Below are 17,323 nucleotides of genomic sequence, written 5' to 3'. Positions count from 1 at the left end.
GGAAGATCGAGGCGCTGCGCGGCACCGGCGGCCCGTTCTTCAACGCCGAGGTGGAACGGGTCCTGAAGGGCACGGCGCAGGACCGCGCCGACTTCCTGGCCTTCGGCGCCGACATCGCTCGGCAGCGGGACAAGGCGACGGAGCAGAACGACAAGGAGCGCGCGGCGGAGAACCGCAAGCGCGTCGAGATGCTCGCGGCGGTCGGCGGGCCCGAAGTGAAGCGCACCGCGCAGGCCGCACTGGCCACGGGCGACGACAAGGCGATCGCCGAGTACCTGGCGAAGGGCTATCTGGCCGCCGCGCAGAAGGACGCGGACGACCGGGAAGCGCACGAGAAGGCGCAGAAGGAGGCCCAGGAGGCGGCCGAGAAGCTGCGCGAGCTGGCGGAGAAGGCGGCCGTCGCAGCCGCCGCCCGCACCAAGCTGATCGCCGCGCACGGCGACGCGGTGAAGGCGCTGAAGACCGCGTCGAACGCGATGAGTTCGGCGGCCGCGCAGTCGCGTGAGGCCGACCGGATGCTCGCCGCCGACAAGGCCGGCAAGCGCCTGTCGGACTACGCCCCGGTGAAGGCCGAGGTCGCCCGCCAGGTCGGCATCGCCGAAGGCGCCGCCAAGCAGGCGCAGGTGGCTGCCCTTCTGGCCCAGGTCGAAGCCGGGATTCTCACTGATACCGGCCTAACGCATGGGGTGCAGTGGTCGGAGGTGGCCTCCGGCATCGCGGGTGCGTCGGACGCGGCGGCGAAGGCCGCGGCGACCGCGCGGCACGCGGTGGACGCCACGGCGGCCGACGCGGCCGGGCTGAATTCCCAGAACCAGGCCGAGCTGCACGCCCAGCAGGCCGCCAAATGGCGTGCCAACGCCGAGGAGCACGCCAAGGCAGCGGCCCGGCTGGCCGCGGCCGCCGCCCAGCAGGCGAGGATCGCGGCGGACGCCGCGGCGAAGTCGCGTCAGGCGAGGATCGCAGCCGAGCAGGCGGAGAAGGAGGCCTGGGCGCACGCCAAGAAGACGCGGGACGCGCGTATCGAGGCCGAGCGTCAGGCGAAGATCGCGGCTGAGCAGCGGGTGATCGCCGAGCGCGAGCGCGATCTCGCCGCCGCCGCGCGTGCGCGGGCGGAGAAGGAGCGGGACATCGCGGCTGCGGCACGCGCGCGTGCCGAGGCCGAGGCCCGTACCGCCTCCGCCGCCCGCGCGCAGGCCCAGGCGGCTGCCGCGACGGCCGCCGAGAAGCGGGCCACCGCGCAGGCCCAGGAGGGCATTGCCGCCAAGGCCGACGAGCTGGCGCGGGGCGAGGAGACCAAGGCCCGTACCGCCCGCAACAAGGCGGTGGAGGCCGAACGCGTCCACGACGCCGAAGCGGCGAGGGCCCGGGCGACCGAGGCGATGGCCGCCAAGGCCGCGGGCACCGAGCACGCCGGCACCGCCCGCGCGGCGGCCACCGAGGCGCGCTCCGCGGCCGACGCCGCCGGCACGGCGGCCGGTACGGCACGGGGCGCGGCCGACCAGGCATCCGCGGCGGCGGTCCGGTCCCGCTCGGCGGCCATCGAGGCGGCCGGAGCGGCGGCCCGCGCCAGGGCGGCGGCCGCCGAGGCCACCGCGCACGCGGCACGCGCCAACGCCGCCGCCAACAAGGCCGAGGCGGCCGCCTTCGCGGCGAACGCGGCGGCCAACCGGGCCGAGGCCGAGGCCGCGCTCACCCACGCGGCGGCGCAGCGGGCCAACGCCCAGGCGGCCGAGGCGACCGCGCAGGAGGCCCGCGCCGGCATCGCGGCCCATGAGGCGTCCCGGCTCGCCGGTCTGGCCGCGATCCACGCCAACCAGTCGCTCCAGGCGGCCAACCGGACCCGGGACGAGGCCGAGGGCGCCACCCGGGAGGCGGCGATGGCCCGCCTCCAGTCCACGATCGCGCTCCAGGCCGCCACGTCGGCCCGTACCACCGCGGCCGGCATCGCCGACCCGGCCAACACCGCCATCCTCCTCACCGCGCCTTTCACCGGCACGGACATCTCCGCCGACTTCGCCGCCGAGGTCGCCCAGGCCGCCCAGGCGATGGGCCAGGCCGAGGTCACCAAGGCCGAGGCCCGCGCCGCCGAGGCGGTCAAGGCCGCCGAAGCCGCCGAGGCCGCGGCCAAGCGGGCCAACGCCCAGGTGGCTCCGGCCTTCAAGGCGGCGGCGGCCGCCGCCCTTTCCTCCGCCGACGCGGCACGCTCCTCGGCCGCGGCGATGAAGTCCGCCGCCCAGGCCGCCGAGGACGGCGCCAAGGCCAGGGCCGCCGCGGCCCGCGCCAACCAGGCGGACGCCCAGGCCCAGGCCGACGCCAAGCTCGCCCGCTCGGCCGCCAACCAGGCGTTCGCCGACGCGGCAGCCGCCCGCAACGCGGCCACCCAGGCCGAGGCCGAGGCGGCCCGCGCGCGTGGCGCCGCCGCCGGCGCCGAGAACCACGCCGCGGCAGCCAACAGCGCCGCGAACCTGGCCGAGAAGGAGGCGAGCGTCGCCCAGGGCGCCGCCGCCCAGGCGGAACAGGACGCCGCCGACGCGAACAAGTTCGCCGAGTCCGCCGAGAAGCACGCCACCTCCGCCGAGACCGCCGCCAAGAACGCCGGCACCTACGCCAAGGAGGCCGACGAGGCCGCCAAGAGGGCCGAGGAGTACCAGCGCGAACTCGAACGCAAGGAACGCGAGGAAGCGGCCAAGGGCAAGAAGGACGCCCCCGGCGACCTGTCGGACACCGATCGCCGAGCGATCGAAGCAACGGGTATGACTCCGGCCGAGTACGAAGCGGCCCGGGCGCTGGCGCAGAAGGACCTGCTCGACTACCTCAAGGAGAACGGCGGCGAACTCCTCGTCGAACTGTTCGCCGAGGACATCAAGGAGTGCTGGGACGACCCCGACGTCGGGATCTGCATCTGGGCCATCATCCAGAACCTCGGCCCGGTCAAGGCTCTCAAGATCGCCAGCAAGCTTCCGAAGATCGCGAAAGCCATCGCCGGAATCAACGACTTCCTCGACAAGTCGGCCAAGGCGAAGAAGCTGGTCGAAAAGGGCGAGAAGGCCGTCGAGGAGATCAGGCGGAAGATCCCGGAGTGCTTCGCGAAGAAGGCCAAGGACCGCAAGTCCTCCGGTGCCTCCCGTACGTCCGCGATGCGCGTGGCCGCCGACAAGGGCAAGGGAGACGACGACTGCCCGGCGGTGACCATCTCCATCTACCGGACGCCGAAGATGGTCGACAAAGACTACGAGTTGAAGAACGGGCCGAACGGGGCGGCGCACACGGGAGGCGACGGCTCCATCTACTTCGGCGAGCACAGCGTGGCCAAGGAGTACGTGGGCAGCGGAAGCGGCCCCTTTGCCGATGGTATGATTCGCTACGAAATGTCCCCCGAGTTTCTGGCGAAGTTCGGTGACTGCGCCGAGCGGTACGACTGGCAGGGACCAGACGGAAAGCCCCGTATCGAGTTCGTCATCCCGGCAGACCGACTGAAGGAATTTAACGACCTCACCGTCAAGCGTGAGTGGCTGAAGGGCAAAAAGGACTGACGGCCATGGACTACCTTCTGCACCATGAGATCGACGTAACCGTGGTCGCCGCCCACCCCTGGGGCCTGGAGGTCGAATCGGGACACGGAACCCGTGGCTTCATCGACAACACCAAGAGCCCGGCGTGGCCGTCCGGTGATCCGCAGGACCTTGTCGGCACGGTCCTGCACGCCGTCGTCATCGATGACGAGCGGGATCCCGTCCGGCTAAGCACCCTTGACACAGACAAGCGGATCGCCCGCGAGAAGAGGGGCCCCTTCTAGCGGGACCAGCTCACGGGACCCCACCGGCCATGGCGCCGGTGGGGTCCTTCGCATGAGACCTGTCGTACACCTGTTCCGTCGGTCCACGGGCCGACGGCAGCGCTCTCACCTTCACGCGGGGTGGCAGGCGATACAGGGTGGCCCTGTAGTCACCCCGCTGAGGCGCCACCGGATCAGACGACCGCGTCATCGTCCTCAGGCCGGCCGGTCTTGGTGGGGACCCACAGGCAGCCGGGGCCGGTTCCCGTGAGGGTGGAGGTCACGTCGGCGCGCTGGCGCAGCTACCGCCGCACGGTACGCATGGTTGGAGGTGTCCGGCCCCGGGGAACAAACGGTGCGGCGGTTGCGGCGAGATCGATCTTGCCTGCACGCCGGGCACATGCTCCAGGTACCAGGGAAAGTCCTCGCCGCCATGGTGATCGGTGACGAGTGGTTACCTTGCACGGACCAGTTCGGCTAGAAACTGGCCAAGGACGCGTCCCACCCCGTTAAAGGTGCCCTTGACGAGCTCCCAGCCCAGGTCGAGACCGGGTTTCGCCGACCGTTTGTCTGACTGGTCGCCGAGTGCGCGCGGCTGGCCCTGTGTGCGCCTGCAGCTCATGTCCTGTCCCCTTCCTCAGCAGGTCGCCGGCATTGGCGGCCCGTCATATTGGAGAGTAGGGACGACAGGTAGTTGCCCATCTTTGATCACCAAGCGGACCTGCGACGTCCAGCCGGAGCCGGGCGAAGCGCACCGGGTGTCTCCACGATCCGCGCTCCTGCACCGTGTCCACCGTGATCTCGGCGACCATCTCCGGTTCGACCAGCACGACGTCGAGCGGGGTGCGCGACCCCCAGGAGGTCGTGAACCGTACACCCTCCCACGGGTGCCGGGGCCCTGCCGGCGTCAGCCGCTCGGCCAGGTCCCGCGCCGCGTCCGGCCGCAGCAGCGTACTGCGCCCGACCAGCCGGAGCAGGCAGCGGAGGGGCAGGTGGTACGTACCCTCTCCACCGTCCGCGACGTCCCGTCCTCCGCTCCGGGCGAACAGGGCCGCTTCGGCATCGCCGCCGAGCACCGCCCGGGCGGTCCGCAGCTGCCGGGCCCCTGACGAAAGCAGCGGGGGGAGCCGCCGTGGCTCCCCCCGCTGTCGGTGGGTCTTCCCGCTGTCGGTCAGTACAGCGACCGGTAGTTCTGCCAGCCCGTGGCGATAGTCAGGGTCGCCCCGAAGGAGCCCTTGCCGTCGCCCTTGTTGCGCAGCAGCTTGCCGTTGGTGTCGCGTGACAACAGGTCGGGCAGCCCGTCACCGCTGATGTCGCCGACCCCGATGATCTCGGAACGCCCGGCGCCCCAGTCCTGGAACAGCAGCTGCCGCGGCTTGAACGTGCCCTGCCCCGTGCCGCTGTACCGCCACAGCTCACCGGACGAATCGCGGGCCAGCAGGTCACCGTGCCCGTCGCCGTCGACGTCGCCCGCGCCGATCAGGCGGTACCCCGTCCAGCCGGTGCCGACGCGTACCGCCGGGTCCAGACCGCCGGCCGCGTTCGCCTTGTACAGGAAGAGGTAGCCGGTCGTGGTCTGCCTCGCCAGCAGGTCCGGCAGGCCGTCGCCGGTGAAGTCACCGGGCGCGGCGAAGTGGTCGAAACCATTCCAGCCCGTACCGATCTGCACGTGCGGGGCCGCGGCGGAGGACGGGGCGAAGTCGCCCTCGCACTTTCCGCCGCTCCGCCACAGCTTGCCGTCCGTGGTCTGCAGCAGCATGTCGTCGCAGCCGTCGCCGTCGATGTCGCCGAACGGGATGAAGCGGGTCGCCGGGTCCCAGGGCGAGCTCGACCAGTCTCCGCCGGCGGCGCCGATGCGGTGTGCGGCCAGCTTGCCGCCCTCGGTCATGGAGTAGTACTCGCCCAGGCCGTCACCATTGGCGTCGCGGTGGGCGGTGCGCCCGCCGAGCACCTGCGTGGTGCCGCGGCTGACGACCTTCGGGCCGGTGCCGTCGCCCTGGTCGGTGCTCAGCTCCCAGTGGTGCGGCCGGCTCACGGCGGGCCTGCCGTCGGCGCCGAGGCCGTCCCAGGTGGCGCGGATCGCCGCGCCGTCGCGGTCGGTGCCCGCGATCTCCCGCACCGTGTTGCCGTAGGCGTCACGGAAGGTCAGCTTCCAGGACGCCACCGGGCGGCTCAGCCGCCACAGTCCGGTCCACGGCGACGGGGAGGCCGCGCGCAGGTCGACCGACGCCGACGTGTGCGTGCCCAGGACCGCCAGCGGCGAGCGCGGCACCGTGACCGCGGGAACCCGAATACGGCGCGCCTCGTCGACGTACGCGACGTGTCCGCCGAACCTGTCGACCGTCCACTCGCCGATGGACGGCCGCTGTGCCAGCACCGTCTCGGGCGCGGGCTGACCGGCTCCTTGGTGGAAGTCCTTCAGCACCAGCCGGGTTGCGTCCGGATCGGCGTCGTCCTTCCAGACCACGAAGCCGTCGCCCAGCTGTGCCGCCACCGGCACCGGTATGCCGCGCCCCTCCGTGCGGTCCCACACCCCGGCGCGGCGCTCGGCGTAGCACCCCCAGTACAGCCAGCGGCCGACCGCCTGCAGGTCGTTCGGCACGCATGCGGAACCGATGTTGATGTCGGCCGACTCCGTCTTCTTGCGCAGGTCGTACGACCTGACCGTGCCCGTCGTGGTTCCCGGCTTCCACAGCGTGTCACCCCAGACGGCGGCCGTGCTTCCCGGCACGGAGTGGGATGCCGTCCCGGTCTCGGCCGCGTCGAAGGTGTCGACGAGCAGCCCTGGCCCGTCGGCGTTCCTGACGACGATGTACGGACCGGACGCGCCCACCACGTCGTCGTACGGGACGTACGAGGTGACGTGGATCTGTTCGGCGGGCACCTTCCCGCCGTTGGCCTCGTGGTAGGCGACCGGGTGGTCGAGTGGGGTCCGGTATCCCACGCGTCCGTCTCCGAGCGCCCACAGGCGGGAATCGAACTCGGCGCACGAGTATTCGCCGCCCGTGCCCTCGCACGGATAGTCCATGTAGAAGTCGCCCTGCACCAGCCGCCGGGGGCCGGGCTCCGGGCCGCCCGAGGCCGGCAGGTCGTACTCGTACAGGCCGCGTGTCGTTCCGGTGTCCGCCCAGCCCACCACGGTGAGCCGGCCGCCGCCCAGGGCGATTCCCTCCGGGCTCCCGGTGCCGCTGAGTGTTCCGAACGTGATGACGGCCTCGCCCCCGTCCGTCGCGGCGGGTGCCGCCGCGACGGACGGGGCTGGAACGAGCCCGCCCACCGCCAGTGCGACGACGGCGAACCCGAGGGTTCTCGCGGTACGTCGTCTCCTGCGGATGGTCATGTCATGCCCCCCTCTGGTTATGTGATCACCTGAATCCTAGGACCGGCCCGCCGACGACCGGTCCGTACACGACCCGGGGCGGACCAGGGGAGCCCCCGAGGTCCGCGGGTCCCGATGACCATGGGGCCGGCAAAGGGGCAGTTAGAGGTCGTTTTCATCCGATGTTTCATCCGGATGCGTGCTGTTTAGTGGCCTCTTTCGGGTCGCGCCAGGAGATGGTGTTCTCGCTGGTGAGGCGGCGGGCCATGAGGTCGGTCATCGCAAGGTGAATCAGGGCTTCGGAGCGGGTGGGCAGGGTTTCGTAGTCGCGGGCCAAGCGGCGGTGGAGCATGAGCCAGCCGTAGGTCCGCTCCACGGCCCACCGTTTCAGGAGCGGGGTTAGACCCCTGGTCCCGGGCTTGCGGGCGGCGATCTCCATGTCGATACCGAGGACGGCGGCATGCTCGACGAGGTGCTGGCGGTAGCCGCCGTCGACCCAGACTTGGCGGATGCCAAGGTGATCCGCGGCAACCTGGTTCAGGAGTTGGGTACCGACGCGGGGACTCGGACGGCTGGCGTGCCACCCGTCCGTGGGCGTGGCGAGGCGCCGCCCCTCTGTCCCCCGGCTCCGGCTCCCGGCTCCCGGCTCCCGAGCGGATGGAGAGCGCCCCGTTCCTTCTCCGCGCCCGGTGGAAGGAGGAGCTGGAGGAGGTCCTGCTGGACGACCTCGAGTTCGTATGGGGACCATCCATCCGTGTCAGCCGGTGAGCAGCCGGGAACGGGCGGCGGGGCCGGACAGGATGAACCTGTCCGGCCCCGCTAGACCAGTTCGACCGGGAGCCTGGTGACGTGGTCGCCGGTGGCCGCAGGGTGAGGATGACGGCGCGCGGACGTCCGTGTCGGTCGACGATCAGCTGGTGCTTGGAACCGGGGCGGCCCGGTCGACAGATGAGGGAGACGACGTGATTCCTCCAGGTGGGCGCTGCGAGAGGGCCCCGCCGTCCCCGCCCAGCCCTTACGATCGGGCGCATGTCGATCACATCGCCAATACCGGTTCTTCGTGCCTCCGATGGCGCCCTGCTCCGCTTCGACGGTGATGCGCTGGTCTTGCACCGGAAGACCGAGGAGGTCCGGATTCCCCTCCTGGCGATAGGGTGCATCCGTTCCGAGGGGCGCAGCCTGGCCGTCGAACTTACTGCCCCGTCCGGAATGGTGCCTGCGATGCACCGGTTTGACGACGTGAGCGAGGCTGCCGCTGACCTGTTCGCCGAAGCCGTCAACGCGGTCCTGCCTGAGCGTCCCGTGAGCGCCGACGGCTCGAAACTCGTGACCACCCGCGCGGTGACCGAGTCCCAGGAGGAGAGGGACAAGCGAAGGCGCAGGTGGTGGGGAACTGCTGTCGTCCTCGTGTGTGCCGGCCTTGCTGCGGCCGTCGCCGCCCATGGAGTGTGGACCCTCGCGTTCATCATTATGCTGATCGGTCCCGTTGGCGCGTTGCTCACAGTAATCGGTGCCGACATGATGCGGTTGCGGTATCGCTCCCGATACCTGCTCCGTCATGGCGTCACCGTCGAAGCGAGGAGAGTCGGGGAAACTCGCATTCTGGGCGGTGAGTTCGGGATGTTTGTGTACACCGACATGCACGGTGTGGAGCGTAGCGTGAACGTCAAGAGCCGATCCGCTACGGTCCAGGTCGTCTACCACCCGGACAAGCCAGGCATGGTGACCGAATACGGCTCGCGGGCCAGCCGCGCGAGCGACACCGTCGCCGCCCTGTGCTTCCTCGTCTTCGGGCTCATCGTCGACGCGACGGTCATCGGCGTAGCGATCGGCTCCTTCCAGGGCATGTACCCCGGCTACTGAGACGGTGCTGGTGGAAGCCTGGTCTCTTGCCCCGCGAGCCCTTAACTGATCGCTCCGACTTGAGGTGGACTCCAGGTCTTGTGTTGAGTGCTCTCGATCGGCAAGGTTCCACGGGTGTCTGATCTTATTCCTGACGACCTGTGGGATCCTGTGGCCCCGCTGCTGCCGCCGGCTCCTGAGCGGTGCGGCTGTCTCGGGCGGTTGCGCGTTCCTGACCGAGCCGTACTCGCTGGCGCAGCACGGACGTCAGCTCCTGCCCGATCCGGCACAAGCCGCCGTCAACGTGCATCCGGTCCGGCCCGGTCCGCGGACAGCTCGTGCGGCTCGTGCAGCTCGCGGGGAAGATATCGCAGGCTCGTGGTGAACAGATCAATCATTGAAGACCGGTCAACTGGACGAAGCTCCTGGCCGACGTGGGTGATCTCGGCCTCGAACCCGTCTGCCAGGAGCTTCATCAGTTCGTACGGCCCACCGCCCCTCGGCCCCCGTGGCCGGGTTGGAAACGGTTCACGGACAGTCCGGTGTCCCACCCGGCTATCTGCTCAGCCGTCATATCCAGCATCACGCCCGGTCAACGACTCCACCGGGAGTCCGTCGCAAGGCCTCCGGCTGCGGTGCCGACGGGCCAGCGAAAGCCGACCACAGACGTGACTCAATCCATTCGCCGGAAGGTATGAGTCCATTAAAGGGTTGCCTCGCCAGGGCCTACTGTGGGTACGTGAAACAAAAGGCCGTAACGCCGCGGCAGCCCGCAAGGAGCGCGGATTGCCAGTCCTCCGGAATAAGATATTTCTATTTCCACCCCTGGATGAGCAGAACAGGGGGATATAGCCGTTCCTCACCCTTACGCCAGGGATGTGTCACGCACGAATCTCGCGGAGGAGATATGGAGAACACCCCCAAACTGTCCTACGTCACCCCCTCGAGCCTCCGCTTGCACGACGGCGCGGCTCACTCCGACCAGAAGATCAACGACGTAGTGATCACCGAACTCCGGGACCCTCGCCCTCTGCTCGAAGGCGGTGAACTGGTGCTGACCACAGGAGAACGCCAGCATGAAGAAATGGGGCAGCGATTATTCGCGGAGAACGTCGCTCATGGAAATGCAGCGGCCATCGGGTTCGTGATCGGCTTACGGCACAGGGCCGCACCTGCGGCGATGTTGGAAATCGCCGAGCAGTCCGGCCTTCCTGTACTGGAAATACCCAGCCGATCACTGGTATCCGAATCCAGCCCTTTTCAGAACCCTCCAGGAAAGCCAGAACGAGCGAGCCTGCCCACGCTGTCCGAGCATCAGCGCAGGATGCTCGACGAGGTCGTGGCGGGGCGCGGCATCGCGGGGGTTCTCAACAGGCTGAGCGAGGCAACCGGCGCGCCCACGGCGGTCCTGGACCTGACCGGCGCCGGGCTCGACCCCTGGGCCGACAGCTACGACTGGTCCACGCACCGGTTGCACGACCAGCGATTACGTATGACGGCCATCGATCCCCCGCACGCCAGGACCCTGCTTCTCTCCATGGCACGCAGCGACGCGGCGGCCGAGCTCCAGGAGCACGCCGCACAGCTCATCCATGTCGAACTGGGCCGCACCGCCGCCTTCCAGGCGGGGCGCCGGGAACTGGCGGGACAGATCATCGAGGATGTGGTGCGTGACGCGCTCTCCGGGTCAGAGGCGAGCAGGAAGCTCGTCACCATCGGCATCGACCCCGGGGACTCGCACAGCGTCCTGCTGGTGCGCAGCGACGACGAGGCGGCCTCCCACGCCGCTCAACTCACTCTCAGCCGGACGGCGGAGGTGGTGGCCGGCGTCGGAGCGTACGGCGTCGGCGTGATGCGCGGCCCGCAGTCCGCCGCCGAGTGGGCGGGCAGCCTCGCTCGGTACGGGCTCGATGGCCAGGATCTCGCGGTGGGGATCGGCGGCCCCTACCCGGGGGTCCAGGGACTGCGCTGGGCGTTCCTGGAGGCCCAGGAGGCCGCCGCCCACGGCAGCGGTGTGCACCAGGGGCGGCTGCCCAACATGGTCCGGCTGTTGATGTCCATGCCGGATCTGCCCCTGCGCGAGGTTGCGCACAAGGCGATGCAGCCACTTGTCGAATTCGACGCGTTGCATACGGGCGATCTGGTGCGCACCCTGACCACGTTTCTCGACTCGGGCTGTTCCCCGCAGCAGACCGCCCGCGAACTGTTCGTACACCGCAACACGGTGCGCTACCGCCTGGAGCAGATCGAGCGGCTCACCGGCTTGTCGCTGGCGAGCACCGAGAACCGGGTCCATCTGTGGCTGGCGTCCCAGCTGCTCGCGTAGCGTCCCGTCAGCACGTGGTGCGGGCGACCTGGACCGCGTCGAGCCGTCCGTGTCCGCGCGCCACGAAGCCGCCCGCCGCCCCCGGGTCCGCCGGCCGGCGGCGGTGCCAGTCGGTACGCGCCTGGTATGCGGCGGCCACGGACAGGAGACGGTCCTCGGCGTAGGGCAGACCGCCGAGGATCGTGCCCACGGGAAGGCCCGCACGGTCGAAGCCGATCGGCAGCCCCAGCTCGGGCAGTCCGAGCATGTCGAAGGGCACCGGATCGGTCTGGACGACGACGTCGCACTGGCCGAACAGGCCGTCCAGCACCCGTTCCAGCAGCAGCAGTCTGGTCCGCTGTCCGATGAGGAATTCGTTCCCGCCGAGGAGCGCCCCCTCGAGCCAGGGGATCACGGACACGCCGAATGCCCGCAGATCGCGCCTCAGCTGTGGCAGGAACGCCTCACTGCGCTCCGGGAGCCGTACGTTGTTGAACGCGTTGCCGGTCAGCAGTTCCCACTCGGCGGGCAGTGGAACGTCCACCACAGACGCCCCGGGGACGGCGTCGAGGGTGTCGAGGAAACGTTTGCGGGCCGCCGCCGTGTCGTCGGCCCCGGAGAGGTATCCCGGGACGACGCCGATCCTGGTCGGCCAGCGCAGTGCCACCCGGCCTCTCCTCCGCACGGGGGTCGCGGCCTCGATCAGGTCGGGTACCGGCGGCAGGCCCTGCGTCCTGAGGTCGTTTCTGTCGGGTCCCGCCATCACCGACAGCATGATCGCGGCGTCGAGGGCGTCCCTGGCGAGGGGGCCGGGATGGTCACGGGTATAACTCAACGGCACGATTCCGTACAGCGACACGCGGCCCATCGTGGGCTTGAGCCCGGTGAGGTTCTGCGCGTTGGCGGGCCAGGTGATGGATCCGCCCGTCTGGGTCCCCGTGCCCGACGTGGCCAGACGCCCGGCCACCGCGGTCGCCGTACCGCTCGACGAGGCTCCCGGGTCCACAGCCGGGTCGTCCGGCGCCCAGGCGTTGACCGTGGTGATCCGCCCGTCGGGCTCAGTGGCCCGGGTGGTGGCGAGCGGCCCCATCTGAGCCTTGCCGAGGACGACGGCGCCCGCCCGTCGCAGGCGTGCGACGGCCGTCGCGTCGAACGGCGGCACGAAGTCCTGGAAGAGGAAGGAGTTGGCGGTGGTGCGCGTCCCGGCCGTGAAGAAGTTGTCCTTGACAGCCAGCGGAATGCCGTGCAGGAGACCGCGTGCGGGCCGACGGCCCGCCTCTCGTGCCTCGGCCGTGGCCGCTTGCGTCCGTACGAGGTTGAACGCCCGGTAGACGTCCTCATGAGCGGCGATACGGGTCAGGTAGGCCCGTACCAGCTCTTCCGGCACCAGGTCGCCCCGCCGGATCATGGTCATGGCCTCGGCGATGGTCAGCTCGGTGAGGTCGGCGACCGCTTCCGGACGCGGTTCGACGAACGGCAGTGTGACGCTGGGGCGGGGCGCCCGCGTGGCCGCCACCGCGGGCAGGGGCCCGGCGCCCGCGAGCGACAGTGCGGCCGCCCGGGAGAGGAAGGCGCGCCGGTCCACTCGGCGGTCCAGCGGGCCTTTCATCGTCCGGTCCTTCCGGCCACCTGTGAGGGATACAGCTGGGGCGCGGCTGTCTGCTGGCGCAGGGCGTGGTCGTCGGCCGGGTCGGTGCCGTCAGGGGTCGGGATGCGGTAGGCGGCGAGCGCTCCGATCGTCTTTCTCACGAAGACGCGGAGTTCGGCGAGCACGGTGTCCTGACCGGGTGCTCCGGTGTCCTGGTCGGGACGGGAGCCCTCGGGGAGCTGGCGGAGGTCGATGCCGATGGATGTGAGACGCGCGCGGATCATGACGTCGATCACGTCGTCCGTGAGGCCGCCCGTTCCGGGCGGCGTCTGCGGGCTGTCGTTCCCGCTCCCGTGCACCCGTTTCAGCATGATGTCGGCCCGCCCGGGCCGGCGTCCATCCGGGTGCGCAGGCTGAGAGGCCGCATGTCCGTCCAGTTCCGGCCGATCCATTCCAGGCACTGTGCGCGGTCACCGCTGACTCCCACGGGCCGCCAGCCCGCCGGGGTCTCCAGGTCCGCGGCCCAGATCGAGTACTGCTCCTCGTGGTTGACCACGACGTCGTAGTGCGTCGGGTCGTCGTACGTGTTGTCCATTTGCGTGCCTCTCCTGTTCAGGTGCCTAGGGGCGTGGCTGTTCCTGAGCTGCCCGGCGCATATGGGTCTCCAGGTCCGCGTTGATCGTCTTCAGCACATGGGACCAGCCGCGCCGGTCGAACACGTGGGCTCCCGGCACGGATCGCAGCGTGAACGGGCCCCGGGTGGTGCGTGCCCATTGCGCCATGTCCTGGCCGGACACGAGGGGGTCGTCCGCCCCGTGGAAAGCCGTGACCGGGCAGTCGAGCCGCTCGGGTGACCGGTCGAGGTAGGCGTCGGCGACGTGGAGGTCCGCTCGCACGAGTGGCAGCGTGATCTCCATCAGCTCCTCGTCGGCCAGCACCTCGTCGGGGAGTCCGAGAGCGGACAGCTGAGTCCGCAGGCCCGCGTCGTCCAGGCTCCCGAGCGCGGGCAGCGGCCTCTCGGGCAGCGGCGCGTTGCAACTGGCGAAGAAGAGCCGCACGGGTTCTCGGCCGTGCTTCCTGCTGAGCTTCCGGGCGAGGACGAGGGCGATCAGGGCACCCATGCTGTGCCCGAACACCGCGAACGGTTCATCGACGTGCACCTGGAACAGCTCGCACAGCGTGTCGGCGATGACCTCCAGGTCCGTCAGCGGTTCCTCCCGCCAGCGGTCGGCGCGGCCGGGGAGCTGGACGGCCATTACCGCGGTGCCGGCCGGGAGGTGGTGTTCCCAGCCCTTGAAGACCGACGCGGAGCCGCCCGCGTACGGCAGGCACAGCAGCCGCAGCCGAGTCGGTCCCCCGGAGCTCTTGCTGACGAACCACCTGGGTTCGGAGGTCTTGCGCATCGTCGTGTCCTCCGGTTCCGCTCAGGAGACGAGAGCGACGGGAAGGTGGCGGATGCCGTACGCGAAGTTGGAGTGCAGCTTCTCCACCGGTCCGTTGAGTTCGAAGCGCAGGCCGCGTGCGAGGAGGGCACCGAGGAAGGCCTCCATCTCGAAGCGGGCGATGGAGGCGCCGATGCAGTGGTGGCGGCCCACCCCGAAGGTGAGGTGTTTGTTGGGCGTGCGGGTGATGTCGAAGTGGTCCGGGTCGTCGAAGACGTCCTCGTCGCGGTTGGCCGACGAGTTCCACAGCGTCACCGCGTCACCGGCCTTGATGTGCCGGCCGCGAATGGTCACGGGGCGCGTGAGCGTGCGCTGGACGTAGGTGTTGGTCGCCGTCCAGCGGAACAGCTCCTCCATCGCGCTGCCGAGCAGCTCGGGCTGCTTGAGGAGCCGTTCGTACTGATCCGGGTGCTCGATGAAGGTCAGCACGCTGAAGGTGGCCGTGTGCACCGTCGTTTCGTTGCCGCCGACGGCGAGGTTCATGCAGTTGTAGAGGATCTCGGACTCGTGCATCGGCCGGCCGTTGATCTCGGCCCGCAGGAGACGGCTGACCACGTCGTCGCCGGGGTTCTCCCGGCGTTCGTCGAGGAGCTCGGCGAAGAACTCGAAGATGTCCAGCTGGGACTTGATCAGCGTGACGTCGCTGGGGTTCTCGCCGCGGTACTCGGCGTCCCTGAAGCCGATCATGGTACGGGTCAGCCTCTGGAGCCGGGCGGCGCGTTCCGGTGGCAGTCCCATGGTGGCGGCGAGCACCCCGGTGGGCATGGCGGGTGACACCTCGGCGGCGATGTCGCCGCCGCCGTTCTCGACGAGGCGGTCCAGCGCCGCCTCCAGGCAGGCACGTACGCACTCCTTGGTCCTGGCCATGGTCGCGGGGTTGAATCCGGCCTGGTGGACCTGGTGCCGGAGCTGGGTGTGGCGGGGCGGATCGGTGGAGATGAGCATCTGGCCCGAAGAGGTGTCGCTCGGACTGCGGAAGGACCCGCCGAGCATCGTGCCGCGGGACGAGCTGTACGCGTCCGGGCGCAGGTAGGCGGTGGCGATGTCGTCGTACTTGGTCAGTGCCCAGAAACCACCGCTCTCGGTGGGGTTCCAGTAGACGGGGTCGTTGTGCCGCAGCCAGCGGAAGGCCTCGTAGGGGGAGCCCTCGGCGAACAGTTCGGTCGCCGACAAGTCGATGCGGGGAGCTTCAGTCATGGCCGGGAACCTCCTTCGCCGAGGGGGTCCGGTCGATCACTTCGGCCAGCTCCCGCAGCGTGCTGTGCTCGAACAGAACGTGTGATTCCACCGGTGTGCCGAGCTCCTTGACGATGGCGCTCCGTACCCGGAAGGCCAGCAGGGAATGGCCGCCGAGTTCGAAGAAGTCGTCCGTGGCGCTGACGTCCTCGACCTTGAGGACACGCTCCCACAGGGCCGCCAGCCGGCGCTCGGTCCTGGTCTCGGGGGGCGCCGCACCGGACCTGCGACGCACCTCGGCGGCGCGCAGGGCGTGCAGCGCGTCCCGGTCCCGTTTGCCGTTGCTCGTTGTCGGCAGGGCGTCGATGACCAAGACCGAGCCCGGCACCATGTGCCGGGGCACCGTATCCGCCAGGTACCGGCGCAGCTCCGGGCCCGTCAGGTCCTCGGACGCGGAGACGATGAACGCGGCCAAGGAGCGTTCGCCGGATGTGTCGTCGACGAGGACGGCGGCCTGCAGCACCTCCGGATGGCGGCAGATGGCCTGTTCCACCTCGGTGGGTTCGACGCGGTGGCCACGGATCTTGACCTGTGTGTCGAAGCGGCCGAGAAATTCCAGCTGGCCCTCGGCATTCGTCCGTACCCGGTCGCCGGTGGCGTAGAGGCGGCTGCCCGGGGCGCCGAAGGGGTTGGGCAGGAACCGCTCCGCGGTCAGATCGGGGCGTCCGAGGTAACCGCGGGCCACGCCGACGCCGCCGACGAGGAGTTCGCCACTCTCACCGGCCGGCAGCGGCCTCAGCCTCTCGTCGACGACATAGGTCTCGTAGCCGTCGAGGGCGGTGCCGATCGGGATGGCAGGGGTGTCGTCGGCGACGGAGTCGACGTGACAGGCGGTCGCGGCGGTGGTGATCTCGCTGGGCCCGTACAGGTTGTACAGCGTCCCCTTGAAGGCGCCGGCGAGCAGTTCTCGGCAGGTCTTCGGCAGGAGGACGTCGCCGCCGCCGCACAGGTACTTGAGCGGTGAGAAGGCGTCCCGGTCCACCCGGGTGACCTCGTTGAGCACGGCGGCGGGTACCAGCATCATGGTCACCCGGCGGCGCTTCAGTTCGCGGCGCAGGTCGATCGGCAGGAGCGCGTCGATCTTGGGCAGCACCACCACCTCGGCGCCGGCCGCGAGGGCCGCCCACATCTCGAGGGTGATTCCGTCGAACGAGATGCTGGAGATCTGGCCGATCTTGTCGTCCGGGCCGAGCTTCGGCAGGCTCGCACTGCGGGCCAGCGCCACGATGTTGCCGTGGGTGAAGACGATGCCTTTGGGTTCGCCGGTCGAGCCGGAGGTGTACAGCACGCAGGCGGCGGCCTCCGGGTCGTCGTAGGGACCGCCGAGGGCTGCGAGGGAGGCCTCGTCGTGCGCCGGGAGGCCGTCGTCCCCCGTCGCTTCGGTCGTGGCGGCATCGTCCCGCGGCGCGTTCAGCCGCTCGTTCCTCGGCGCGGCGTCGCCCCATGTGAGGAGTTCGACGCCCGGCGGCAGCGTGTCCGCCTCGTTCGCCTGCCCGACAAGGACCCTGAGGCCGCTGTCACGCGCCATCAGGTCCCGGCGCGCGAGCGGATAGTCGGCGTCGATGGGCACCGCCGACGCCCCGGCCCTGACGACACCCAGCAGGGCGGCTATGGCGTCCCTGCCCCGTGGCAGCCGGATGCCCACATGCTCTTCGGGGCGGATCCCGCGCTCGATCAGCGATGCGGCCAGTCGCCGGGATTGCGCGTCGAGCTGTCGGTACGTCCAGGTGCCCGCGTCGTCGCTCACAGCCGGGCGGTCCGCGTGCCGGGCCAGGGTCTCGGCGAACAGTGCAGGCAGAGTCCGAGTGGAACTCAT

General features: G+C 70.2%; 12 protein-coding genes and 1 pseudogene. 4 read left to right on the top strand and 9 right to left on the bottom strand.

The window, feature by feature from the left end:
* Together IE109_RS21750 and IE109_RS21745 are read left to right on the top strand one after the other, a co-directional pair.
* A partial coding sequence (locus tag IE109_RS21750) for an ALF repeat-containing protein (RefSeq protein WP_229891404.1) occupies nt 1–3,533 on the top strand: 3,533 nt, incomplete at its 5' end.
* A gap of 5 nt (nt 3,534–3,538) precedes the next feature.
* On the top strand, nt 3,539–3,796 hold the full coding sequence (locus IE109_RS21745; protein WP_189552669.1) for a hypothetical protein: 258 nt from the start codon (nt 3,539–3,541) through the stop codon (nt 3,794–3,796).
* 1,150 nt (nt 3,797–4,946) lie between these two features.
* On the opposite strand, the gene IE109_RS21735 is transcribed toward IE109_RS21745, so the two are convergent.
* Both IE109_RS21735 and IE109_RS21730 read right to left on the bottom strand, forming a co-directional pair.
* Nucleotides 4,947–7,115, bottom strand: coding sequence for an FG-GAP repeat domain-containing protein (locus IE109_RS21735; RefSeq protein WP_189552668.1), 2,169 nt, complete (start codon nt 7,113–7,115; stop codon nt 4,947–4,949).
* A 166-nt stretch (nt 7,116–7,281) separates the two neighbouring features.
* A pseudogene (locus IE109_RS21730) lies at nt 7,282–7,647 on the bottom strand (transposase); the annotation flags it as partial.
* 476 nt (nt 7,648–8,123) lie between these two features.
* On the opposite strand from IE109_RS21730, the gene IE109_RS21725 reads away from it, so the two are divergent.
* Nucleotides 8,124–8,957 (top strand): hypothetical protein, encoded by an 834-nt coding sequence (locus IE109_RS21725; RefSeq protein ID WP_189552667.1) that lies wholly within the window; start codon nt 8,124–8,126, stop codon nt 8,955–8,957.
* A gap of 278 nt (nt 8,958–9,235) precedes the next feature.
* Here IE109_RS21725 and IE109_RS21720 read toward each other — a convergent pair whose 3' ends face one another.
* Entirely contained in the window at nt 9,236–9,412 is a 177-nt protein-coding gene (locus IE109_RS21720) for a hypothetical protein (RefSeq protein ID WP_189552666.1), read from the bottom strand.
* A gap of 431 nt (nt 9,413–9,843) precedes the next feature.
* On the opposite strand from IE109_RS21720, the gene IE109_RS21715 reads away from it, so the two are divergent.
* Nucleotides 9,844–11,262, top strand: a complete 1,419-nt coding sequence (locus tag IE109_RS21715) for a helix-turn-helix domain-containing protein (protein ID WP_189552665.1) — start codon at nt 9,844–9,846, stop codon at nt 11,260–11,262.
* Between the two features lie 7 nt (nt 11,263–11,269).
* On the opposite strand, the gene IE109_RS21710 is transcribed toward IE109_RS21715, so the two are convergent.
* Genes IE109_RS21710 through IE109_RS21685 form a run of 6 tightly spaced genes read right to left on the bottom strand, consistent with a single transcriptional unit; the run spans nt 11,270 to nt 17,323 of the window.
* Nucleotides 11,270–12,850, bottom strand: a complete 1,581-nt coding sequence (locus tag IE109_RS21710) for an amidase (protein ID WP_189552664.1) — start codon at nt 12,848–12,850, stop codon at nt 11,270–11,272.
* The gene (locus IE109_RS21705) at nt 12,847–13,188 is read right to left on the bottom strand and encodes a hypothetical protein (protein ID WP_229891402.1); all 342 of its coding nucleotides are present in this window, start codon (nt 13,186–13,188) and stop codon (nt 12,847–12,849) included. The genes IE109_RS21710 and IE109_RS21705 overlap by 4 nt, the downstream gene beginning before the upstream one ends.
* A 5-nt stretch (nt 13,189–13,193) precedes the next feature.
* Nucleotides 13,194–13,424, bottom strand: coding sequence for an MbtH family protein (locus IE109_RS21700; RefSeq protein ID WP_189552663.1), 231 nt, complete (start codon nt 13,422–13,424; stop codon nt 13,194–13,196).
* 25 nt (nt 13,425–13,449) lie between these two features.
* On the bottom strand, nt 13,450–14,232 hold the full coding sequence (locus IE109_RS21695; RefSeq protein ID WP_189552662.1) for a thioesterase II family protein: 783 nt from the start codon (nt 14,230–14,232) through the stop codon (nt 13,450–13,452).
* Nucleotides 14,233–14,253: 21 nt separating this feature from the next.
* Nucleotides 14,254–15,468 carry a cytochrome P450 gene (locus tag IE109_RS21690; protein ID WP_189552661.1) on the bottom strand — a complete coding sequence of 405 codons (1,215 nt, stop codon included), beginning with the start codon at nt 15,466–15,468 and terminating at the stop codon, nt 14,254–14,256.
* A complete protein-coding gene (locus IE109_RS21685; protein ID WP_189552660.1) occupies nt 15,461–17,323 on the bottom strand; it encodes a non-ribosomal peptide synthetase in 1,863 nt (620 codons plus the stop codon). Before IE109_RS21685 ends, IE109_RS21690 begins: the two co-directional genes overlap by 8 nt.

Origin of the sequence: Streptomyces lavendofoliae (assembly GCF_014649735.1) — a bacterium.
Taxonomy (GTDB): domain Bacteria; phylum Actinomycetota; class Actinomycetes; order Streptomycetales; family Streptomycetaceae; genus Streptomyces; species Streptomyces lavendofoliae.
The sequence above is the reverse complement of the archived record's forward strand: the minus strand, read 5'-3'. Positions and strand labels throughout refer to the sequence as shown.